Source organism: Marinomonas pontica (assembly GCF_036322735.1).
Classification (GTDB): domain Bacteria; phylum Pseudomonadota; class Gammaproteobacteria; order Pseudomonadales; family Marinomonadaceae; genus Marinomonas; species Marinomonas pontica.
In genome coordinates this window covers 627,401-650,850 of sequence record NZ_AP027271.1, presented here as the reverse complement: position 1 = coordinate 650,850, position 23,450 = coordinate 627,401, and the positions used below count along the sequence as shown (strand labels likewise).

Genomic DNA, 23,450 nt, shown 5'->3' with positions numbered 1-23,450 from the left:
GGATAAGAAAATGAAAACTAAACTATTTACCACAGCACTTACCCTAATTAGCTTAGGGCTAGCGTCGGCATCCGCTTACGCAGAGAACTTACGTTTTGGCTACGCGAGTAACGCGACACCAACCGTGGAAGCGATGAAGAAATTTGCCGAGTTGGTTGATCAAAAAACCAAAGGCGATGTCACTGTCACCTTTTTCCCTGACAGCCAATTAGGTGGCGAACGTGAAATGGTCGAGCTACTACAAGCGGGCCTACTGGACATGACCAAAGTCAGTGGCGGCCTAATGGAAAGCTTCGCTCCTGTGTATGGTGTCTTCTCTATGCCTTACTTGTTTGATAGCCAAGAGCATTTCTACAATGTAATGGATAACCCAAAAATCACCACACCGATTTATGAGTCATCAAAAGACGAAGGTATTTTGGGACTAACCTATTACGACAGTGGTGCTCGTAGCTTCTATACCTCAGAAAAAATCATCCGCAATGTCGAGGATCTAAAAGGTCTAAAAATTCGCGTCATGCAAAGCCCAACCTCCATTAAAATGGTCAAAATGCTGGGTGGCTCGCCTATCGCTATGGGCCAAGCTGATGTCTATTCGTCGATTCAACAAGGCGTACTAGATGGTGCAGAGAATAACGAGTTTGCCCTAACAATTGCCCGTCATGCCGAAGTAGCTAAGCATTACTCTTACGATGTGCATTCTCGTGTACCTGATATCGTTTTGATATCTAAAGCCACCATGGATCGCTTGACGCCAGATCAGCGTAAAGCGGTTAAAGAAGCGGCACAAGAATCTACAGAGTTCCAAAAGAAAGCATGGACAAAAGCCGTTAACGACGCAAAAACCATGAGTGAAAAACAATTTGGCGTCACCTTTTATTACCCAGATGTTAGCGAGTTTCAAGCGGCGGTTCAGCCGATGTATGACGAGCTAAAATCCGATCCGGCAAAATATAAGGTTTATCAGGCAATCCGCCAGCAAGCGGAGTCAAAATAATGCCAAAAATAAGACGTTTCTTAGACATCTGTCTAGGGACAACGTGTTCTTTCTTACTCCTTAGTATGGTCGTGATACTTAGCTGGCAGGTAATCAGCCGCTATGTATTCAACGACCCTTCGACTTATACCGAAGAGTTACTAAGGTTAGGATTGGTCTGGTTGTCTCTATTAGGAGCTGCTTATTCTGCTGGCCGCGGTTCTCATATGGCCATTGATCTACTGCGCGATATTTCGCGCGGTAGATTTCAAAAACTCCTTAAGATGTTAGTCCCTATCAGTTTTATTATCTTCAGCATCTATGTACTGATTCTGGGCGGTTTACACAGCATGCAAATCGCTTCGAAACAACTCACAGCTGTACTTCAAATGCCGATGTCGAGTTTTTACGCGGCTTTACCCGTCTGCGGAGTATTGCTGATTTTGTACGCTATTTTGAATTTGATTGATGTATTAAAAGAGCCAATGAACACCAAGACTGACTCTGATATCGATCAACCACTAAGCATGGGAGAATAAACATGGCGGGTGAAGCGAGCCTTGTACTCATTATTACGTTTTCTATCCTGTCTCTTTTGGGGTTACCACTGGCCATTTCCTTGGTTGCCTCGTCATTAGCCGCTGTCACCATGATGGTGCCTGTGGACATGGCACTGTTTACTTCTGCCCAAAAAATGGTGGCGAGCTTAGACAGTTTTTCTCTGTTAGCCGTACCGTTTTTCATTCTCTCTGGTGTCATTATGAACTCCGGCGGCATTGCCATTCGCTTGGTTAATTTCGCCAAACTGCTCGCGGGACGCATTCCTGGCTCTTTAGCGCAAACTAACATCGCGGGTAACGTATTATTTGGCTGTATTTCAGGCTCTGCCATTGCGGCGTCGACTTCAATTGGTAGCGTCATGGTGCCGATTCAAGCCAAAGAAGGCTATGACAGATCCTTTGCAGCAGCAGTGAATATTGCCTCTGCCCCAACAGGCATGTTGGTGCCACCCACCACAGCCTTTATCATTTACTCATTAATTTCCGGTGGTACGTCTGTCGCAGCCTTGTTTTTAGGCGGCGCTGTAGCAGGTGTTATTTGGGCACTAGGGTTAGTGCTCGTCACGGTTATTATTGCCAAAAAACACAAGTACCCATTGTCAGATCGAGTCCCCTTTAAAGAAGCCATTAAGATAACTCTTGATGCCATTCCTAGTTTGTTTCTCATCGTGTTTATTATTGGTGGGATTGTTATGGGTGTAGTGACGCCAGTAGAAGCATCAGGTATTGCAGTCATTTACACCATGATTTTGGCATTCTTCATCCATAAAACCACCCCGCTTCGCGCTTTGCCTAAGTTCCTAATCGAAACATCGCACATTACTGGCACCATCATGTTGCTCTTAGCGGCATCTGCTACCTTGTCCTTTGCCATGGCATTCACAGGTATTCCGGCAGCGATATCGGCTTTGATCCTAGGGATTTCTAACGACCCAATCATGGTCATGCTGATCATTAATATTTTATTACTGGTTATTGGCTGCTTTATGGACATTGGACCGGCAATCTTGATCTTCACGCCGATTTTGCTGCCGATTGCCATGAAAGTTGGCTACGACCCTGTGCACTTCGGTGTTGTCATGGTATTCAACCTAGCCATCGGCACGATCACACCGCCAGTCGGCACAGGACTATTCGTCGGCGCAACCGTTGCCAAAGTTAAAGTCGAAAAAGTCATCGTCGCGCTCGCGCCTTTCTACTTCGTTCTATTTAGCTTACTCGCGCTGATCTCCTACGTGCCTGTCATCACGCTATTCTTACCGAAGTTCTTCGGTCTATGAGGACATAAAACTAACAACTCGATTAAAAATCGTTTGAAACAAAAGAATGGGAAACAATAAAGGCGCTTCATTACTGAAGCGCCTTTATTTTTGAAAGCTGGTGAGTAATGCTTGGATTAAATCAGTGAGCGTACGTAAGCTTCGATCTCTGGATTTTGGTTATTGTCAAAGAAGCATTGCTGGAAGCGACTTCCTGCCACGGCAGTGCGAACCAATTCTTGATCCATCGCTTTTAACCCATCCAAATAGCTGTCTTTCATTGTCGCCGCTTTCACTTGATGAAGGATACCCGCATTCTTCACTTGTGGCTCTCTTCTCTCTACTGGATAGCCCTGCCCACGAGGACCTGAGAATGCTTTTTCGAAAATGTAGCGAGCATTCAATTCTGCCGCCCAACCAAATCCTTTAGCGAACGCCATAGCAATAGCATTACCATTGTTGATTTGATTAAACAGAAACGCGTCAGATGGTTCCAAGCAATAACCACATACCACGCCTGGATGAGCGTTTAATGACATCATGGCGCCCTGCCCTGTACCACAGCCAGAAACAACAAAGTCCACCGCTTTTGAATTCAACAACAGACTTGCCATGATGCCTAAGTGGATATAAGTCATATATGGTCCATCCCGCGATGCAAGATAAAGTTACTGGTATGACAGAAAGATATTGCTTCCATATATCCGGCCTTTAACTGAGGTTTTTGTAACCTCTGGCCCTGATGGAATTCGCTCGCTCCTACCTCATCAGATGATCGGCCTCTATGAGCCCTAGACCCTAGCAGGTTTTAGGAACGCAGGTCTTACCTTTTATGCCATCACTTGTACTTTATCCACGCAACTCGTTGCTGATCTACCTTGTTAACCGCTTTTCTGTTTAACTTTTCTTTGCATCTCATGACCAACTCGGTCGGGATCAGGCTGCTGCCTGATAAGATTCCTTTTTACTCAAGACCGCCCAAGCAATACGCGCATTTTTATTGGCGACCGCAACGGCTGAAATATTCTTACCACGGCGGTTATCAAGCTCCTTCACCCAACGATTACGGCGATCATCATGTTTGTCGGCCACCCTGACAACCGTCCTGCCACCATGGATCATCAAGGTTCTTAGATAGGTATCCCCTCGCTTACTGATGCCGAGCAAGGTGGGTTTTCCTCCGGTGGAATGTTGTCTAGGCACCAGCCCAAGCCAAGCGGCCAGCTCACGGCCGTTTTTGAACACGGTCACATCACTAATCGCCGCGATCAGTGCGGTGGCGCTCAACAGGCCGACGCCCGGAATGGTGAGCAAACGTTGGCAATCGTCATGGTTTTTGGCGATGGTTGCCAGTTGTAACTCAAGTGCCTCAATCCGATCATCTAAATGAACCATCTCATCGTAGAGCGTGCTGAGCAAGGCCCGAAATACATCACTTAATCCATTGTCTCTCTCTTCGAGAATAAGGGGGATGTGTTTTCGAACATAAGAAATCCCCTTGGGAATGATAATGCCGTATTCTATCAGTAGCCCCCTGATCTGATTGGCTTGCGCCGTTCTTCGGGCAACCGCTTGGCTACGCACACGGTGAATGCTCTGGATGTCCTGTTGCTCAATACTTTTCGTAGGCACAAAGCGCATACTCGGGCGCTGGATCGCTTCACAAATTGCCTCTGCATCTGCGGCATCATTCTTGTTTGATTTGACATAGGGTTTAACAAATTGAGGGGCAATAATACGAACCGAATGCCCCAAGGCCGTAAATTGACGGCACCAATAATGCGCACCGCCACAGGCTTCAATGCCAATGACACAAGGTGGAAGATTAGCGATGCAGGGTAACAGCTTGCTACGGCTGAGCTTTTTTCTGAAAACCACCTTCCCATGGTTATCTACGCCGTGCAATTGAAAGCTGGTTTTGCTCAAATCAACTCCGAGAGTACATACCTGGCCTTTTTTGCTATGCTCGTTCATGGTTCGCTCCGTTTCTTTTGATGAATGACATTGTTCACACAACTCACTTCATCATGGCTCATTTGAAGCCGATATGGGGCGGGGTGGACCATTCCATTAGATGATGATCGTTCTCGCCATCCATTCCGACATTAAATACATCATGATCAAATGGCTCAACCGCAGTATTGAGCTGCTCCAAGATAGTCGCATTTTTGCCTGCTTGGCTGTTCTCCATCATTAATGCAATTTTCATCATTTTCTCCTAATTCTGTCTGAATAATTCTCAGTGATTATTGTTGTAGAGACTACGGTGTCGCAGCCCTGAATTAATAAGTCATACTCTCTCCACTATACCAATAGAAAAACAATATTCAATATTTTTCACAAAACACAAAAATAAAATCAAAACATTGTTTCATTAAAATAAATTTAAGATTGTTATTTCCAAATTGTTCTTCTAGTATTGCTCTACAAGATTAAGAGCTGCCGCGATGTATGCTGCTATCAATATAATAAAGAGGAAGTACTATGTTCGATCTGACGGGTAAAGTCGCCATTGTCACTGGATGCAATACAGGTCTGGGACAAGGCATGGCGCTAGCACTAGCAAACGCAGGCGCAGACATCGTCGGCGTGAACAGAAGTAACCCTGCAGAAACAGCTGATTTGGTACAAAAAACAGGCCGGAAATTTCACAACGTAAATGCAGATATGAGCAAAATGGACAGTGTTGACCGTATTCTGAAAGAGGCGATTACAGCCTTTGGAAAAGTCGACATACTTGTCAACAATGCCGGCATAATTCGTCGTAATGATGCATTAGATTTTACCGAACAAGACTGGGATGAGGTGATGAACCTCAATATCAAAGCACTCTTCTTTATGTCCCAAGGCTTTGCTAAACACATTATTGCTCAAGGTACGTCAGGCAATATTATTAACATCGCTTCTATGCTCTCTTACCAAGGCGGAATTCGAGTGCCTTCATATACGGCCTCGAAAAGTGCCGTCATGGGCATAACAAAGTCACTCGCTAACGAATGGGCAAAACATGGCATCAATGTCAATGCCATCGCGCCAGGCTACATGGCAACCAACAATACTGAAGCATTAAGAGCCGACGAGAACCGGTCTGAAGAAATTCTAGGTAGAATCCCTGCCGCCCGTTGGGGAACACCAAAAGACATGGCAGGCCCTATCGTTTTTTTGGCATCAGAAGCCTCTCGTTATGTTCACGGCTATACTATTGCCGTCGATGGTGGTTGGCTTGCACGTTAACGTTCATTTATATGGGATGGGGTGTTGTTGAATAAAAAAATGTCATATAGTAAATAGACAAAATCCCATTTCAAAAAAAATGAAACTTATGAAGAACGAAGAAAACGCCCTGCAAATTGAACCTGTTTCATCTGTGATGAAGATATTCGCCATTATCACGGCTTTAGCTGAACACAAGTCGCTTGGTATTACAGAATTATCTCAAATAGTCATGAGCTCAAAGAGCACTGTCTATCGTTTCCTACAAACCATGAAAATGCTGGGATTTGTTTCCCAAGAAGGCGACGATGACCGTTATTGGCTAACGCTAAAATTATTTGAAGTCAGTTCAAAAGCCTTGGAATACGTTGATCTGGTGTCTCTGACCGAGCCTTACATGTCAAGTATTGGCGAGAAAACAAAAGAAGCTCTGCATTTAGGCGTACGTGATGGGGATAGTATTATCTATATCTACAAAGTCGATGCGCAATATAACTTACGAATGCAGTCACGCATTGGCGGGCGTAACCCATTATACTCAACAGCGATTGGTAAAGTGCTTTTAGCAGAACGTTCTGAAAGCGATATCAGACAAATCTTTGAAAAAGTGGACTTTATTCCTTCCACTGCAAAGACCCATGTCTCTGTTGATTCACTATTGGAAGAATTAAAAGAGGTGAAAAGCCAGGGCTATGGCGTCGATAATGAAGAACAAGAAGAAGGACTTCGTTGCATCGCGGCTCCTATATACGACCGACTGGGCAATGTTATCGCTGGGCTCAGCGTATCCTTCCCGACATTGCGCCACTCTAGTGAAAAATTCGATCAGTACGTTAGCTTGCTACAAGACGCAGCAAGCAGCATTTCTCAGAAGCTAGGCTACAAAAAATAGCTTGTGAACATAACTAGAAAACGGATTAGGCGGATTTTATCCGCCTAATCGACCACACTTTAAAACCCACCATTACTGGTTCTAAGTACTTATTTTCTTATACAAGTATTTTCGACATGTTCTCTCATCCATTCTCTTAAGCACAAAGACTAAAACCCCAATCACTATCACTGCAAACACTATCCGCCCCCAAAAAATGGTCATAAAGTCCGCACCAATCAATAGAATCAGCAGGGTATCTTCAATCAAGCTATGAAGTAGATTGAGAAGCATCATGGCGACAAAAATATCCCGAGGGGAAATGTGCCCTCGTTTTGCTTCGTTAATAAGCAAACCGCCACCAAATGAAACGCCTAGCGTGATACCAACAATCGTTAAGTTTGTTGCTTCTCGGCTGATGCCCAGCACAGACAAAATCGGCTTAAGCAATATTGCCATGAGTTTTTCGATGCCAAGTAATTTCAGCAAACGTAACAGTGTCATTAACGCAGCGATTACCACAAAAATCATCGCAAGGCTTTGGAGTTGGTCAAGCGCCCAGGCCATATAGCTAGGATCACTGGTTGGTGTATGTTTCCAAACAGTCTGAGCAGTTGTGTTTAATAGATCTCCACTTTGATAAATGTGATGAAGTATCCAACCCATTAATAAACCACCACCCAGACGAATCAATAGTGTCGCAACAATACCTACTCCAGCTTTTTTAGCCACCGCCACCTCTACTGGCAATGAATGTGCGAGCAGCAATAACGTTCCTAAAATAGAGACTTGAGCGACGGTTAAGTCGGCATCCAAACTCATAAAGACCACAAGCCCAGCGTACATATTGGTCACCAGTGTTGTTGCCCACACCAACCCCATTTCGCTGGGCAAGCCAACCAATGACATAACAGGGCTCAACCAGTTACTTAACAGCTCTATACCACCAAACTCTTCAATCACCTTGATCAGGATAATCATCGGAATCATGATCTTATAAAGCGTCCACGTGACTTCAATAATCTCTTTCCAGAGACCACTCCACAAAAATCCAACCCAATGGGATATGCGTTTATTCACTTTTCTTGCTCCAAACAATGTATGGATGAAGTCTATTGAGATAAGAAGAAATATGTTGATCAATTTTATCATTGATAACGCTAAATATTTTTAATATAAAAGCCATTAAGAAATTTTCAGCCGTATAACTGTTATTTTGAGAAATTTATGGAACTAGACAAAATTGACCGGAAAATCCTAGTCATCTTGCAGCGTAATAATCGCATCGCAAATGTTGAGCTGGCTGAAGAAGTAGGTCTGTCGCCACCCGCTTGCCACAAAAGGGTAAAACGCCTGAGAGATGACAACATCATCATCGGTGACGTTGCTATTGTGAACCCTGAACTGAGCGGCAATAAATTGACGCTTCTGGTGTCGGTAGAAATGGAGCGGGATCGAAAAGATGTGTATGACGACTTTAAACGCGTCATCAGCAAAGCGGCAGAAGTGAGGCATTGCTACCAAATCACAGGCGGATATGATTTTATGATGGTCGTCACTGTGCCAGACATTCAGGCTTATGAAAGCTTTGTTGATCGGGTACTACACACAGAAGCCAACATCCGAAAATTCCAAACCTCGGTATCACTTCGAACTGTAAAATCCTCAACCGAGATACATTTGAACGAATAGGTTACGTAGAGGCTGAGCAAAACGCTTAGGTTCAACTGATGTCAGCGTCACAGAATCACATTGTTGGAATGAGTTGAATAACTTGATACCGCTTACGAAAGCCTGCAGAAACTCATCCGTCAGGGCATTTTCTTCAAATAAAGACTCTATATGCAGAAACTTGATTTCGAGGCGACGTTCTTTTCGATGGGCTTTGCAATCCATGCGGCCAATAAATCGGTCTTGGTACAACAGGGGCAATGAAAAGTAGCCATACTGACGCTTTGGCTCAGGTACATAACATTCTATTTGATAGTCATATTGAAACAGGTTTTTGAGTCGATCACGCTGAATCACACTATTATCAAAGGGTGAAAGTATAAGTAAACGCTTACTGACAATGGGTAGTCTACGTTCTAAAGCGCCTGTTTCAATAAAATACACCTCGCCGTTGCTCAACTGAACTTGCTCTAAACTGCCTTGCGCCATTCGCTCTTTTAACAATTCCTTCATTGTTTGCCGTAAACCAGTATGACGGCGTAAATAGGTTGTCCCTTTTAATGACACAACACCATGACATCGAAGCTGCTGATCCAACATGTGCGCTGCGAACTCTTCTACACTAGGCATTACGGTACTGACGTTATTCGGTAAAACGCGTTCGGTGAGATCGTAATTTTTCTGAAAACCAACTCGATCTTTCACCATCAAATCGCCTTCCATGAACAATTGCTCAAGGGCTTTTTTAGCCGGCTTCCAGTCCCACCAACCGGCGCGATTGGTCGTTGTCGCTTCAACATCCCGCGAGCGCAACGGCCCTTCCTTGCGGATTCGATCTAACAACTCAGCCATCAATGTGCGGTCTGGATTTTTATTCCAGTGGGTTTGGCCACTTTTAATGGCCTGCTTGTAAGGCAAAGAAAAACGATAATCTTCGATGGGTAAAAAAGCCGCTGCGTGCGACCAATATTCAAACACATCGCCCCCAACCAAGAGCTGATCTAACATCGCAGGCTCAAACGTCGGCACCCTTGAATGCAGAACATGAAGATGCGCCCGCTCAACCACAGAAATGGTATCGATCTGCACATACCCTAAATGCGCAATGGCTTTACGTGCCCCAGCGACACCACGGCCAAATGAATGTGACTGTGTCAAACCTTGTGATGACAAAGCAAGACGGCGCAGACGTACTGCGTCTTTAGGGGTTGTCAGTTCGATCATGAAGAGGTGCCTTATGATTATTGTTTGCCATTCCTAGGACATTATTGCATTTGAGCCACAAGAAAAACGATAACAAGAAATAAGGTAAAAGACACACCTTGCCAAAACATAACCGGATTACGACGTATCAAGGGAAGACGAGTTCGCTCTAGAAAAATTTGATTTGGATGGTGCAGATCGTAGACAAATTCAGAGACTTCTTCGTATCGTTTCAGTGGATTAATGCTCAATGCTTTATGCAGTGCGTCGTCTATCCACACTGGCAATTCCGATTCTTCGGTAATCACACTGCGGTACCGTAAACGTTGCTGAGCCTTTATGCTTCTAGCTTGAGCTATTTTAGGGCTGTAAGGGAACTGATTCCCAGACAACATTTGATAGGCGATCACACCCAAGGCATAAATATCGGAACGCTGAGACCCAGCATGACCAAGAAAGTATTCCGGCGCTGAATAGCGCATCGTACCGCGCAGCACTTCTTCGTCCTGCGTGTTGCTAACGCCTGCAATGTGAGTCGAACCAAAATCAATAATTTTCACTGTGTTGTGTTTATCAATCATGATGTTCGCAGGTCTAATGTCTTGATGAATCATGCTTTTTCGATGAAAAGCTTGGAGACCACTGGCTATTTGCGAAATGATAGTACGCACTTGCTCTAAAGCGGGTTTGGGATTGTCAATCATCCACTGACTGAGAGACTGACCTTCGACGTATTCCGTCACTAAATACAAATACTGGCGCGGACGCGGCGATTCAATGGCTTTGACAACGTGTGGGTTGTCCAAGCGCTTGGCGATCCAGTCTTCTAACATAAAATTTTCTAAGTACGTGATGTCGTTACTGAGTTCTGCCGAAGGTGTTTTGATAACAACCAGACCATTGATGTCCATATCGCGTGCCAAATAAACATGACTGCGACTACTCACATAAAGTGAACGCACTATTTCATAGCCATCGAACTCGATACGCTCTCTTAATGGGGGAGGTAAAGGCAAGAGACTGACGTTCTGCGGTACGTCTTCCAATTGATAACTTGGAACCTGCTCCACTCTAGCGATCTGAATACTCAGATTATCATCGCTGCCGTTCTCAAGTGCCTGCGCCACAATGGCATCAGCCGCACCTTCCAAACTGTCTGCGTCGGTAATTACTGCTGATATGTACTCTGCATCCACAAACTCATACACGCCATCCGTTGCCATGATAAACGTGTCGTCTTTGTTGATCGGTACAGTGTGGTAGTCCAATTCCAGAACAGGTTCAATGCCCAAAGCGCGAGTGAGATAACTCTCACCTGCAGAGACCGCTCGGCGATGGTCCTGAGTCAGTTGCTCCAGTTTGCCGTCGGCCCATCGATAGATTCGGCTGTCACCCAAATGAAAAAGATGAGCTGTATTAGAACAAATCACAAGTGCACTAAAGGTACAAACATAGCCTTTGTCTTTATCAAATCGATTCGGGCCATGTTGCGACTGAGCATACAAAGCAGCATTAATGGATTTCACCACTTTATCACCAGAGGATTTGACCGACCAAGCTTCAGATGTCCGGTAGTAGTCGTCTAAAAATCGCGTCACCGCAAACTCACTGGCGGCTTGACTGACTTGGCTGGAGCTGATGCCATCGGCCATCACACATGCTACGCCTCTGCTGGTCAACATAGGTTCATCAGGGTTATGAGCACCAACAAAATCTTGATTCGAGGATTTTTTGCCCTTGTCTGTGGCGTAACCAACGCTGACTTTCAGTGTGTTCATGTTCCCTTCCTGACATCAAAAAAGCCCTGCAAACCTTTTACGTCTACAGAGCTTCCCTAAAGCGAATTACGCCAATTTTCGAGATACGGATGTTTTCACATGCGTTAGGTAAAGCGGCAGACCAACCAATAACAAACCACCGGCCAAATTCCCTAATACCGTTGGGATTTCATTCCAAATCAAGTAATCCATAAACGTGAATTCACCGCCCATGATCATAGAGAATGGAAACAAGAACATGTTTACAATGGAGTGCTCAAAGCCCATGAAAAAGAACAGCATGACAGGCATCCACATAGCAGCCATTTTGGCTCCCGCCGAGGTCGAGATCATTGCACCAACTACGCCCATCGACACCATCCAGTTACACAACATTCCGCGGATAAAAATCGTAAACCAACCGCCTGCGCCATGAGACTGATAACCCAAAGTACGAGATTCGCCAATGGTGCTCACTTTCGCAGCCAGTTCACCGCCGTCGGTCGAATAACCGTAAGTCAAAATGAACGACATAAAGAAAGCGGTGGTCAGCGCACCACCAAAATTACCGATAAACACCAACCCCCAGTTACGCAACACTTGCGTCGGTGTCACGCCAGGGCGCTTATCAAATAACGCCAATGGCACTAAAGTAAACACACCCGTTAGCAAGTCGAACTTCATCAAATACAGCATGATGAAACCAACAGGAAACAGAATCGCACCTAACAATGGACTGCCTGTTTTGGTCGCCACAGTAATCGCAAAGATCGCCGCCAAGCCCAAAATCGCCCCCGCCATGAACGCACGGATAATGGTGTCTTTGGTCGACATGTAGACTTTTTGCTCGCCTGCATCGACCATTTTTGTGACAAATTCACTTGGTTCTATATAAGCCATTTCTTCACCCTCTCGTCTTTACAAAAAAAGAAAACACATTGCATCAAAACACTCTCACTCAAGCCGTCGCTGTTACCACGACTTGTATGGCAAAAATTTCCCATTTAGCGTCAAAATAACGCGATCGCCTTTGGGATTTTCTTCCTTGTCGACCTGCATCGAAAAATCAATTGCGCTCATGATGCCGTCGCCAAATTTTTCTTGAATGACTTCCTTTAATGTTGGCCCATACACTCCCACCACTTCGTACAGTCGATAAATCAGTGGATCTTGGGGAATGGCTTGGTCCCATGTTTTAGTTGGGTATTCCATAAGAACGGCTTTTGCCTCTGCTGGTAATTCCAAAAATGCCACCAGCTTTTCAGCCACCTCTTCTGTGCAGCTGTTCATTCCCAAACACGCAGAGGTAATCCAAACGTCCGTCATACCGACAGCCTCAGCAATGGCTTCCCAAGTGAGGTTTTTCTCTTTCTTAATTGCGAAAATTGCTTCTGTTACATCAATCTTTTTCATTCTCTACTCCTAAAAATTAGACCGAGATAAAAGCCAACAAATGCCCCTCTTGAATCCCATGACTGACCCATGAGCAAACACGTTTTGCCAATGACGCCATCCACACAGCAACATCAAACGACTTTAATTAAGAAAGAAGAAAAGAGAGAAAATAGAGACACGCCTTCCCCCTAATCAGCAACTTCCGTTATCAAGGAGTCTGACTGAGTGCTACCACAAGAATGAGTAGCGGGCGACGATGCCATTGACTAAGATGACCGACATTGGCCACTTATGAAGCCCCTGCATGCAATACATACATGAGCCTATATATTATTTAGCAAAGATAATGCCAAACAAAAGAATCCAACAATGCGCTTACGCTTTATCCTTTAAAATCAATGCGTAGAACACATCTATAACCATCTAACAAGATTAAACTTCAGAACAACGCACATTATCGTGATCACGACGCTTACTAGAACGCTCTTTTTATAGACACCCTTTGCACCAAGACTAAACACAAACGCTTCATCTTGTAATGAAAGAAGTGAAAGACAACGCACCTCTGGCGTTTTAAAAAGCGATGGTTATCCCACTCAAATTCTCACTTAAAAAAGCACCTGAGAGTCTATTTATCAACTAAAGTTAAACGTCATCACTTCCTATTTTTTGTGGATAAGCTTCATGACGATAAAAACAAAAATTTACCTAGGAATACTTTTATTCGTAGTCATTGTTCTAGGAAATGCCGTGTTAGGCATTATGTCGATAAAAAAACTCAACTCAGAAATCACCTTTATCACGGGCAATGCATGGGATGCCGCCGATGGCGCAATGGAAGGAACTATTGGCATCCAATCGCAAATCATTACCTTGGATGCTTTTATAAACAATGAAATAACGCTGAAGGACGCAAAAGCAAAAATACTAGCAACTAATCAATTCACTCAAGAAGCATTAGGCAGAATGAAAGCCTCTGGCCTAATGAGCTCCAAGGGACTAACCACGCTGGATGACTATCTCGCCACACTGGAAACGCTAAAAGGAAAGATACTTTCCGACAACACGGCAATCTCTACCAACGCCATTCCAGAATTCGATAAACATGTTGTTACGTTATTAGCCTTCATAGAAAAACTCGAAGAAGAAGGCGATAGCCAGGTCGAAATCGGTGCGGCCAACATGAGCAATGTCATTACCAAAGTAGAACTAAATAACTACGTCAGCTTACTCATCGTGCTTATCATATCAGGCTTTATTGCTGTGGCAGCAAATCGCTTAGTGATTCGCCCTCTTCACCAAATGATAACCGTGCTAGAAAGCTTAAACAGCGAAGACGGTAACCTTACCACTCGTCTTGATAGCTCAGGCAAAGACGAGATGGCCGAAGTGGCCAAGAACCTAAATGGTTTTATTGAGCTCGTCCATTCTATTATCAAACAAGTGTCTAAAACCGTGTCCACTACCCAAGGCTTTGCCACCCAAATTGACGATGCGCTGCAAAAGGTAGATCAACTTTCTAAACATCAGCAACAAGGCACAAATGAAATCGCTAACGCCGTCAACGCCATGACAAGCTCATTAAGCGAGGTGTCCACCGACGCCAATAAATGCGGCGAGATGGCAGTAGAGGCCAACGACAACTCCAAAAAAGGCCAAAACAATTTATCGCAAACACTGCAATCCCTGCACAACGTCGTAGAGGAAATGGATAAAGCCTCCTCCGTGGTATCCACACTTGAAAATGACGGTCAAAACATTGGTAATGTGCTAGATGTGATACGAGGCATAGCTGAGCAAACCAACTTATTGGCGCTAAATGCCGCCATTGAAGCTGCTCGTGCTGGTGAAACAGGCCGAGGCTTTGCGGTGGTGGCCGACGAAGTACGTAGCCTTGCGAATCGCACGCACGAATCCACATTGGAAATTGAAACCGTGGTTGAACGCATACAAAAAGGCTCTGCCGATGCCGCTCACGTCATGCGAGCCTCACAAAAATTGACCGAGAGCGTCTCTGCGCAAGCAAAAGCCACAATCGACATGTTCACAACCATCATCGATTCAATCAACACCCTAAGCCATACCAACCAACAGATCTCCGCGTCCATTCAAGAACAAAACCATCAAGCCGTTGAAATAGCGGAACAGGTGAATGATGTCACCAAAACCGCGTCATCCAATGTGGAATACACGCAAAAAGCCGTTGATATCAAAAAACGCCTAATCAACGACGTCCAAGCACTAAACAAATTAGTTGACCGTTTTCGGATTTAGTTGTGCGACTAGTTAGGCTTCCATTCGGAAGCCTAACCTATCATTACTCTATTACGCCCAGCCCCTTTGGCTTCATAAAGTAAGATGTCAGCTCGTTTTACCATTCGGCTTTGATCATCAGATTTTTGATAATCGGTTACGCCTAGACTGATGGTAAAACTGGGGATATTGGGTTTGTTAAACGGCAAATTCTTCGCCACCAATACGAAACAAGGCGTCTAAACATCTTCCGTTATTCCGCCACCCTGTTAGTGCGTTTTAATATCATCATGATAATAACGAACGCGCACATTCCCAATAAACCACCGCTAAACCCTACACTGCCCAAGCCAATCAGCTGAATCACTTGGCCACCAATTAGCGCTCCAGCGCCGATGCCCAAATTAATAATGCCGGAATACAACGACATGATGATGTCCGCCGCACTGTCATCGACGTTTAACACACGAATTTGCATGCTTAATCCAATGATCATCAAAGCCGCGCCCCATAACAGAACACAACCAATTAACCAATAATCATGTGGCGTCACCAAGTACAACATGCTCATGCACAAGGTCATAATAACAACGCTAGAAACCAACATCAGAGTATTTGCCCTGTCACCGAAATAGCTGAACAACACACTGCCTAGAATCCCAGCCATCCCAAATAGCAATAAAATGACGGTGGTGAATTGTCCGCTTGCCGCCCCGATATCTTTCAAAAACGGCTCAATATAACTGTAAGCCGTGTAATGAGCGGAAAACACCACAAAAATGAATAAATACATGCTCAACAAGGCACGATTGCGCAGCACTTCAGGCACCTTACTTAAAGAGCCCGAAAACAAGCTAGGCAAATTTGGCAATAGTCGAAACATGACGAGCATGATGATCACTGCAATCACCGCAATTAAGGCAAATGTGGTACGCCAGCCCATCAGTTGCCCAACAATACGACCAGCGGGAACGCCAAGTACCATGGCCAATCCCGTCCCCGTTGCGAGCACACTCAAGGCAAAGGTATGTTTGCCAGGGGGCGCCACCCTAATCGCAATGGAAGCCGTAATCGACCAAAACACAGCATGCGCAAAAGCAATACCAATCCGGCTAATCAATAACGTTGTAAAGTTCCACGCCACAACCGACAAAATATGGCTGGCAATGAACAAGGCGAACAAACCTAGCAGCAGCGACTTGCGCTCCATTTTCCGAGTCAGCAACATCATAGGCAATGACATCAACGCGACTATCCACGCGTAAATGGTCAGCATCCAACCGACTTGCGCTGGTGGTATGGAGAAACTTTGCGCAATATCAGACAACAGACCTACCGGTACAAACTCCGTTGTGTTGAAAATAAACGCACTGAAACCCAGCACGAAAACACGCAAGTATTGAACACGGCGAGAAACCGTATCCTCAGGAGTAAAAAGTGATGTCATGATAACCTGCAGAAAGGAGAGCTGTTTGAAAGTGCATTATTGTCCACTTTTTAATTAACAACGAAATAGGCAAATATGGATGTTTATTGACATTTTAGTACAGGGGAAGAGTTTGCGCTTAGCGTTGCACAAATAAAGAACAATCGATAAAAAACCGATATACTGACTTACCATAAAAAACCAACACTTAATTACACATTGTATTAAACAACTGTGACAAAATAATTAACGTAATCAATATAAAAAAAGAGCAGTATGACCCCTTCGATACTATATTTTTCACCACAATTAGCATCATGGAAGGCGCAATTAGTAGAAACACAACTTTTGTCTTATGGACAGACAGTGGAATGGCAAGCGATACAGGGTATTGATCAATCCCCAGTCACATCACTTGTTTTGCTTGCTGAAAGCGATATCAGCGCGCAAGATTGGCCAATGCTGTCGTCCAGAAGAACCATTATTATTCTGGAAGAGTGGAACTTAGACCGCAGCATTGAGTGGATCAAAAAAGGAGCAACTAATTGCTTCGCTTATAACGACAACCATCTGATCAGTTGGCTCATTTCTGAACTGTCTAAATTCGCCTTAACCCGTTCTAACAGAACCGAAGACGACATACTCCAAGTCATTATTGACGCGATCCCTGCGCCGATATTTTTCAAAGATCAACTGCATATTTATCGAGGCTGCAACGCCGCATTTTGCGAGTCTATTGGGCGCTCTCGTAACCAGATTATTGGCCATTCTGTTTATGATATTGCTCCAAAGCATTTGGCTGATAAATACTACGAAGCAGACTGCAAACTCTTGGCTCAAGGTGGCACCCAGCGCTATGAAGCGCCCGTACAATTTTGCAACGCTGGCTTACGTGAAATTGAGTTCAACAAAGCAGTTTTCACCAAAGCCAACGGACAAATCGCTGGGCAAGTCGGTGTGATGCTCGACATAACCGAGCGCAACCAACTGATGCACAAGTTGGAAAAAGCCACGCGAACTGACCCTCTAACGGGTATTGGCAATCGCAGAGAATTTAACATCGTCATTCATGAAGAATTCGACAATCATGAAAAGTCAAAACAAAAACTCAGCCTGATGACCCTTGATGTCGATTTTTTCAAAAAAATCAACGACAAATTTGGCCACGGCGGCGGCGATCAAGCATTGCAACTGATTGCGAATTGGCTCCAAAACCAACTAAGAGGCAGTGACAATGTTTTTCGTGTGGGCGGTGAGGAGTTTTATGTGCTGATGCGCAACACAGACATGGAAGCCGCATTAAAAATGGCAGAAAGCCTCTGCAAAGGCATGTCGACACATTCTTTTACGATCAACCAGCAAGAAGTACGAATTACCTTGTCTGCGGGAGTGATAGAACTAGACCCCAGTTCAGCGCTGGAAAATGCGCTCGAAATGGTCGACAAAGCCCTTTATGAAGCAAAATCCAATGGCAGAAATTGCGTTTGCCCAGCTTTTTTATAAATTTAAAACTTAACGGGAACGATTTCCATTACTGTCTGTCTATAGCGAACGCAATACATTGAACTTTCCACTATAGATAGGTAATTGTAATGAAGCATCCAATAACAAAAACGTCACTTCTCACTTTAGCTGGCGCAACATCAATACTCGCTTTCAGTTCAGCTTCCGCTCACGCTAGCGGTGAAGTGAATGTGTATTCAGCACGCAGTGAGGCGCTTATCGCTCCACTTCTAGACACTTTTTCAAAAGAAAATAACGTCAAAGTCAACCTAATCACTGGCAATGCAGACGCCTTGTTAAGCCGTCTAAAGTCAGAAGGTGATGCTAGCCCAGCCGATGTATTTATCACAGTGGATGCTGGACGTCTGTATCGAGCAAAAGACGCTGGTGTATTGCAATCGTTTGACACAGACCACCTAAACAACGTTGTACCCGAATATCTAAAAGACCGTGAAGGCTATTGGTACGGTTTGTCTCAGCGCGCTCGCGTCATTCTTTATAATCCAGAGACTGTCTCTGCCGCTGACTTGTCAACTTACGAAGACCTTGCTGACCCAAAATGGAAAGGTAAAATCTGCATTCGTTCGTCAAGCAACATCTATAACCAATCTTTGGTTGCGTCCATGATCGATGCCAACGGTGAAAAACAAACACTGGAATGGATTAAAGGTTTGGTTGCAAACTTTGCACGTCCGCCAGCGGGTGGCGATACGGATCAAATCAAAGCGGCAGCAGCGGGTGTTTGTGATATCGCGGTTGCAAACACTTACTACTTTGGTCGTTTAGGGTTAAGTGACAAGCCGGAAGACCGCGCGGTCTTTAATAAGCTAAAAATGTTCTGGCCGAACCAAGCCGACAACGAACGTGGCGCTCACGTCAATGTCAGTGGTATTGGCATAACGAAATCGTCTAAAAACACCAACAACGCCAAACAATTAATCGACTTTTTAACGAATAAACAAAGCCAAGAATGGTACGCCAAGGTGAATAATGAATACCCTGTTATTGACGGCGTAGCACCACCAAAAAGCTTAGCGACGTTTGGTGACTTTAAAGCCGATACAGTGTCTTTGAGTGTGCTGGGTGAAAACAACCGCCAAGCGGTGACACTGATGGACCAAGGTGGTTGGAAATAAACCGCCACTGAACCAACAGCAAAAACAAGAGGAGGCTATAAAGCCTCCTCTTCCATTAAACTCCAAAACGCCTCTACCAGCGGATTTTTCAAACTTTTCTTCAATGTGAACAGACCTATGTCATAGGGTTCCAATTCAGGCTTCACATCCAATACTTGAATACGATCTCTTAACGGACTGTTGTCCAATACAATTTTTGGCACCACGCCGATGCCAAAGCCCAAACTCACCATACTTACAATCGCTTCGTTACCCGTTACTTGGGCGTAAATTTTTGGCGCGATGTCGAGTTGACGAAACCATTCGTCAATGCGTGTTCGGGACACCCCACTTTCTGACAGAATCATGGGGATGTGCGCCCACTCTGCTTTTGTGTTTGGGGCGGTGGTGGGTACGTTGGGTACTTGCTGCTCAAGAGGAGCAATAAACAACAACGGTGAGATGGCAATCGGTTTGAAATCTAACCCGCGTGGTAAATTCGCAGGGCGTGCGGCAATGCTGATGTCTTCTTTATCATCCAAAATATGGGCAATCGCGTGTTCTGGATCGCCCGTACGCAGTTTGATCTCTATCCCAGGATAGGCCACGCGAAAGCGGCGCAGCAACTCATACAAAAAACTGTAACTGGCTGTGACCGAGCCATATAAACTAATTTCACCACTGAGCTGATCGGAATTGTCCGTCAATTCATGACGAATCAAATTCCATTGTCGGCTGGTATCACGCGCGTATTTAAGAAACTTTTGTCCTTCTTGGGTTAATACCACCGTACGGTTATCGCGGTTGAACAACGCCACGCCAAGCTCCTCTTCTAACTGTCGAATATTGCGTGACATAGCAGAAATACTGATGTGGCATTCGTCGCTGGCGCGCCCAAAATTCAAGGTTTCCGCCAAAGCGAGGAACTGTTTAAGCGTCTTAATATTCATGATGAAACCTTCGTACGATGACTGTTCAAACATCATAAAACATGTTTGCAAAAAATGGGACACTACTTTGCAAATATATCAATTTACGAAATCACTCCACTGAGATACATTAGCCTTACTCGCAGGACGTCAGGAAAAGCATTGCTTGGCGACTGTGTCATCCATTTTTAATATCGGCGTGTTTTTATCGCTGATACATTAATTCAAAAGGTGTGTTTACCATGGCTAATTACTTCAATACTTTGCCGCTACGCGAGCAACTAGCAGAACTAGCAAAATGTCGTTTCATGAACAGCTCTGAATTTTCAGACGGTGTAGAAGCGCTTAAAGGCAAAAAAATGGTTGTTATCGGTTGTGGCGCACAAGGTCTTAACCAAGGCTTGAACCTACGTGATTCTGGTCTAGACGTTTCTTACGCTTTGCGTCCTGAAGCAATTGCACAAAAACGTCAGTCTTGGAAAAACGCGACTGAAAACGGTTTTGTTGTTGGCACTTACGAAGACTTGATCCCAACAGCTGACGTTGTTTTGAACCTAACACCAGATAAGCAACACACGCCTGTTGTTCAAGCGGTTATGCCTCTTATGAAGCAAGGCGCTTGCTTGTCTTACTCTCACGGTTTCAACATCGTAGAAGAAGGCATGAAAATCCGCGAAGATCTAACAGTAATCATGGTGGCACCTAAGTGCCCTGGTTCTGAAGTTCGCGCAGAATACGTTCGTGGTTTCGGTGTTCCAACACTGATCGCAGTACACGAAGACAACGATCCTAAAGGCGAAGGTCTTGCACTAGCAAAAGCGTACGCTGTTGGTACTGGCGGTCACAAAGCAGGCGTTTTGATGTCTTCTTTCATCGCAGAAGTAAAATCTGACCTTATGGGCGAACAAACTATCCTTTGTGGTATGTTGCAAACAGGTTCTATCCTTTGCTTCGACAAGATGGTTGAAGAAGGCATCGACCCTGGTTACGCATCTCGTTTGATCCAATACGGTTGGGAAACCATCACTGAAGCATTGAAATACGGCGGCGTGACTAACATGCTAGATCGTCTTTCTAACCCAGCTAAGATCAAAGCATTCGATCTTTCTGAAGAGTTGAAAGTGATCATGCGCCCGCTATACAACAAGCACCAAGACGACATCATCAGCGGCCACTTCTCTCAAACTATGATGGAAGATTGGGCGAACGATGACAAAAACTTGCTTCAATGGCGTGCAGACACAGCGGAAACAAACTTCGAGAAAACACCTGCTGGCGATGTAGAGATTTCTGAACAAGAATTCTTCGACAACGGTATCTTGATGGTGGCTATGGTTAAAGCGGGCGTTGAGCTTGCTTTCGAAACTATGACAGCGGCTGGTATCATCGCTGAATCTGCATACTACGAGTCTCTACACGAAACGCCATTAATCGCGAACACCATCGCTCGTAAGAAATTGTACGAAATGAACGCGACAATCTCTGATACTGCGGAATACGGTTGCTACCTATACAACCACGCTTGTGTACCACTATTGGCTGACTTCATGAAAGACATCAAAACCGACGTGATCGGTAAAGGTCTTTCTGTAGAAGACAATGGCGTAGACAACAAGCGCTTGATCGAAGTAAACGCAGCGCTTCGCTCTCACCCAGTAGAAGCGGTTGGTGCGGTATTGCGCGGTCACATGGCGGATATGAAGAAGATCGTTTAATACGATTGTACGACTACTGTGCTCGCCAATACTTTGTTACACCAAGTGTTGGCGAACTCATAACATCGTAAGTTACCCATAAAAAGCCGAGCTTCAAAACTCGGCTTTTTTGTCTCTACTTGTTATCAACAAAGCATTAGGAAATACCATGGACAGCATCCGCTTAGACAATATTCTATTTGATAAAGTAACAGTGAACTTTGATGATCGCTTTACGCTAAGCGAGATTGACTGGACCATTGAACCTAACCAACATTGGGTCATCACTGGCACCAACGGTGCGGGTAAATCGGCTTTGGCCGCCGTGCTGGCAGGCGTTGGCGATATTGAAAACGGCATAGTAACGGGCCTTCCAAAAAATGTTGGATTGGTGTCTTTTGAAGCCCAAGCCGAGCTAATTGCCAAAGAGCTGAAAAAAGACGACGCCGACATCATGGATGTGATTTCTCTTGGCACCCCCGTTCATGAAATGATTTTCGACCATTGCCAAGACCCAGAGCTTGCTCAAACCTTGGTAGAAAAATTTGGTTTAAGCAAACTACTCGACCGCGCCTTTCGTAAACTTTCCACAGGTGAAACTCGCAAAGTCATGCTAATTCGAGCCTTGTCGAGCAAACCAGACTTGCTTATCTTAGACGAGCCCTTCGATGGCTTAGACGTGGACACGCTTGCCATGCTGCAAGCACATCTAGCCTCCATCATAGACACCACACCGATGATCCTGGTGCTAAACCGTTTTGATGAAATGCCAGACTTCATCACTCACGTCGCCTACATGGACAATGGCAAACTGACTATTACCGTAGACAAACAAGACGAAAACGCCTTCAACGAGCTTTATCAATTACTGCATTTGAAAACCACGGATCTCAGCGTACCAGAGGCCGATCCAGCGAACAAACTGCCCGCACTCGACCCAAGCCAACCGCTCGTCAAGCTGAACAAGGCGACCATCCAATACGGCGATACCGTGATTGTTGATAAGTTGGATTGGACCATTGAACAAGGCCAACATTGGCAACTTAGCGGCCCCAACGGCAGCGGCAAAACAGGCGTTTTATCTTTGATCACCGGCGATCATCCACAATGCTACACCAACGATATTTTTGTCTTTGGTTTCCAACGTGGCAACGGCGAAAGCATTTGGCAGATCAAACAATTTATCGGCTATGTTTCCACGGCACTGCAATGGGAATACCGCGTCAGCACCAGCTGTAAAAACGTCATTATTTCCGGCTTCTACGACAGCATCGGCATGTACAGCAAATCCACCGACAATCAAAAGAAAATCGCCGACCAATGGCTTGCACTACTCGGCATGGCAGACCGCGCCGATCAGCCATTTAACAAGCTTTCCTACGGCGACCAGCGTTTATTACTCATCGCCCGCGCCATGGTGAAACACCCGCCACTCTTGATCCTAGACGAACCTTGCCTCGGACTAGACGACATGAACCGCCAACTCGTCCTCGCTCTTATCGAGAAAATTTGTGAAGGGAAAGAAACCACAGTGCTCTACGTCAACCACCACGCGGAAGACCAGATCAAAGGGATAGAGAACTACTTGGGGTTGAAGAAGAATTAGGTTCTCTTTCAACCATCAT

22 protein-coding genes are annotated in these 23,450 nt (G+C 45.0%); 11 read left to right on the top strand and 11 right to left on the bottom strand.

Annotated features, from left to right (window positions below):
• Nucleotides 1-10 precede the first annotated feature (10 nt).
• From AABA11_RS03040 to AABA11_RS03030, 3 genes are read left to right on the top strand one after another with little or no spacing between them, the layout of a single operon-like run.
• On the top strand, nt 11-997 hold the full coding sequence (locus AABA11_RS03040; RefSeq protein ID WP_265729101.1) for a TRAP transporter substrate-binding protein: 987 nt from the start codon (nt 11-13) through the stop codon (nt 995-997).
• Nucleotides 997-1,515 carry a TRAP transporter small permease gene (locus AABA11_RS03035; RefSeq protein ID WP_338265250.1) on the top strand — a complete coding sequence of 173 codons (519 nt, stop codon included), beginning with the start codon at nt 997-999 and terminating at the stop codon, nt 1,513-1,515. Before AABA11_RS03040 ends, AABA11_RS03035 begins: the two co-directional genes overlap by 1 nt.
• A gap of 2 nt (nt 1,516-1,517) precedes the next feature.
• On the top strand, nt 1,518-2,816 hold the full coding sequence (locus AABA11_RS03030) for a TRAP transporter large permease (protein ID WP_338265247.1): 1,299 nt from the start codon (nt 1,518-1,520) through the stop codon (nt 2,814-2,816).
• Nucleotides 2,817-2,932: 116 nt separating this feature from the next.
• Here AABA11_RS03030 and AABA11_RS03025 read toward each other — a convergent pair whose 3' ends face one another.
• From AABA11_RS03025 to AABA11_RS03015, 3 genes are all read right to left on the bottom strand, one after another.
• Nucleotides 2,933-3,433 (bottom strand): RpiB/LacA/LacB family sugar-phosphate isomerase, encoded by a 501-nt coding sequence (locus tag AABA11_RS03025; RefSeq protein ID WP_338265245.1) that lies wholly within the window; start codon nt 3,431-3,433, stop codon nt 2,933-2,935.
• 298 nt (nt 3,434-3,731) lie between these two features.
• Nucleotides 3,732-4,769, bottom strand: a complete 1,038-nt coding sequence (locus AABA11_RS03020; RefSeq protein ID WP_148832222.1) for an IS110 family RNA-guided transposase — start codon at nt 4,767-4,769, stop codon at nt 3,732-3,734.
• A gap of 58 nt (nt 4,770-4,827) precedes the next feature.
• Nucleotides 4,828-5,007, bottom strand: a complete 180-nt coding sequence (locus AABA11_RS03015; protein ID WP_338265240.1) for an RpiB/LacA/LacB family sugar-phosphate isomerase — start codon at nt 5,005-5,007, stop codon at nt 4,828-4,830.
• 272 nt (nt 5,008-5,279) lie between these two features.
• Between AABA11_RS03015 and kduD the strand changes: the two genes are divergently transcribed.
• Nucleotides 5,280-6,029, top strand: coding sequence for a 2-dehydro-3-deoxy-D-gluconate 5-dehydrogenase KduD (gene kduD / locus AABA11_RS03010; RefSeq protein WP_265727290.1), 750 nt, complete (start codon nt 5,280-5,282; stop codon nt 6,027-6,029).
• Nucleotides 6,030-6,117: 88 nt separating this feature from the next.
• Nucleotides 6,118-6,900, top strand: a complete 783-nt coding sequence (gene kdgR / locus AABA11_RS03005) for a DNA-binding transcriptional regulator KdgR (RefSeq protein WP_338265239.1) — start codon at nt 6,118-6,120, stop codon at nt 6,898-6,900.
• An 81-nt stretch (nt 6,901-6,981) separates the two neighbouring features.
• On the opposite strand, the gene AABA11_RS03000 is transcribed toward kdgR, so the two are convergent.
• The gene (locus AABA11_RS03000; RefSeq protein WP_338265236.1) at nt 6,982-7,959 is read right to left on the bottom strand and encodes a nucleoside recognition domain-containing protein; all 978 of its coding nucleotides are present in this window, start codon (nt 7,957-7,959) and stop codon (nt 6,982-6,984) included.
• A 147-nt stretch (nt 7,960-8,106) separates the two neighbouring features.
• Here AABA11_RS03000 and AABA11_RS02995 point away from each other — a divergent pair, with 147 nt between their 5' ends.
• Nucleotides 8,107-8,571 (top strand): Lrp/AsnC family transcriptional regulator, encoded by a 465-nt coding sequence (locus AABA11_RS02995; RefSeq protein WP_338265233.1) that lies wholly within the window; start codon nt 8,107-8,109, stop codon nt 8,569-8,571.
• On the opposite strand, the gene AABA11_RS02990 is transcribed toward AABA11_RS02995, so the two are convergent.
• From AABA11_RS02990 to cynS, 4 genes are all read right to left on the bottom strand, one after another.
• Entirely contained in the window at nt 8,545-9,774 is a 1,230-nt protein-coding gene (locus AABA11_RS02990) for a winged helix-turn-helix domain-containing protein (protein WP_338265230.1), read from the bottom strand. The genes AABA11_RS02995 and AABA11_RS02990 overlap by 27 nt on opposite strands.
• A 41-nt stretch (nt 9,775-9,815) precedes the next feature.
• A complete protein-coding gene (locus tag AABA11_RS02985; protein WP_338265227.1) occupies nt 9,816-11,531 on the bottom strand; it encodes a bifunctional protein-serine/threonine kinase/phosphatase in 1,716 nt (571 codons plus the stop codon).
• 66 nt (nt 11,532-11,597) lie between these two features.
• Nucleotides 11,598-12,410, bottom strand: a complete 813-nt coding sequence (locus AABA11_RS02980) for a formate/nitrite transporter family protein (protein ID WP_338265225.1) — start codon at nt 12,408-12,410, stop codon at nt 11,598-11,600.
• 72 nt (nt 12,411-12,482) lie between these two features.
• Nucleotides 12,483-12,923 (bottom strand): cyanase, encoded by a 441-nt coding sequence (gene cynS / locus AABA11_RS02975; RefSeq protein ID WP_265727297.1) that lies wholly within the window; start codon nt 12,921-12,923, stop codon nt 12,483-12,485.
• A gap of 666 nt (nt 12,924-13,589) precedes the next feature.
• On the opposite strand from cynS, the gene AABA11_RS02970 reads away from it, so the two are divergent.
• The gene (locus AABA11_RS02970; protein WP_338265223.1) at nt 13,590-15,179 is read left to right on the top strand and encodes a methyl-accepting chemotaxis protein; all 1,590 of its coding nucleotides are present in this window, start codon (nt 13,590-13,592) and stop codon (nt 15,177-15,179) included.
• A gap of 32 nt (nt 15,180-15,211) precedes the next feature.
• Here AABA11_RS02970 and AABA11_RS02965 read toward each other — a convergent pair whose 3' ends face one another.
• Both AABA11_RS02965 and AABA11_RS02960 read right to left on the bottom strand, forming a co-directional pair.
• Nucleotides 15,212-15,367 carry a GGDEF domain-containing protein gene (locus AABA11_RS02965; protein ID WP_265727299.1) on the bottom strand — a complete coding sequence of 52 codons (156 nt, stop codon included), beginning with the start codon at nt 15,365-15,367 and terminating at the stop codon, nt 15,212-15,214.
• Nucleotides 15,368-15,411: 44 nt separating this feature from the next.
• Nucleotides 15,412-16,605: a sugar transporter gene (locus AABA11_RS02960; protein ID WP_338265221.1), complete on the bottom strand. Its 1,194-nt coding sequence runs from the start codon at nt 16,603-16,605 to the stop codon at nt 15,412-15,414.
• Nucleotides 16,606-16,860: 255 nt separating this feature from the next.
• Here AABA11_RS02960 and AABA11_RS02955 point away from each other — a divergent pair, with 255 nt between their 5' ends.
• Together AABA11_RS02955 and AABA11_RS02950 are read left to right on the top strand one after the other, a co-directional pair.
• Complete coding sequence (locus tag AABA11_RS02955; RefSeq protein WP_265727301.1) at nt 16,861-18,087, top strand: sensor domain-containing diguanylate cyclase; 1,227 nt, start codon at nt 16,861-16,863, stop codon at nt 18,085-18,087.
• 89 nt (nt 18,088-18,176) lie between these two features.
• On the top strand, nt 18,177-19,223 hold the full coding sequence (locus AABA11_RS02950) for a Fe(3+) ABC transporter substrate-binding protein (RefSeq protein ID WP_265727302.1): 1,047 nt from the start codon (nt 18,177-18,179) through the stop codon (nt 19,221-19,223).
• Between the two features lie 35 nt (nt 19,224-19,258).
• Here the strand turns inward: AABA11_RS02950 and ilvY are convergent, their stop codons facing one another.
• Nucleotides 19,259-20,152 carry an HTH-type transcriptional activator IlvY gene (ilvY, locus tag AABA11_RS02945; protein WP_265727303.1) on the bottom strand — a complete coding sequence of 298 codons (894 nt, stop codon included), beginning with the start codon at nt 20,150-20,152 and terminating at the stop codon, nt 19,259-19,261.
• Nucleotides 20,153-20,373: 221 nt separating this feature from the next.
• Here ilvY and ilvC point away from each other — a divergent pair, with 221 nt between their 5' ends.
• Nucleotides 20,374-21,846, top strand: a complete 1,473-nt coding sequence (ilvC, locus tag AABA11_RS02940) for a ketol-acid reductoisomerase (RefSeq protein ID WP_338265218.1) — start codon at nt 20,374-20,376, stop codon at nt 21,844-21,846.
• Between the two features lie 148 nt (nt 21,847-21,994).
• Entirely contained in the window at nt 21,995-23,431 is a 1,437-nt protein-coding gene (gene modF / locus AABA11_RS02935) for a molybdate ABC transporter ATP-binding protein ModF (RefSeq protein WP_338265215.1), read from the top strand.
• The last annotated feature ends 19 nt before the right edge of the window (nt 23,432-23,450 follow it).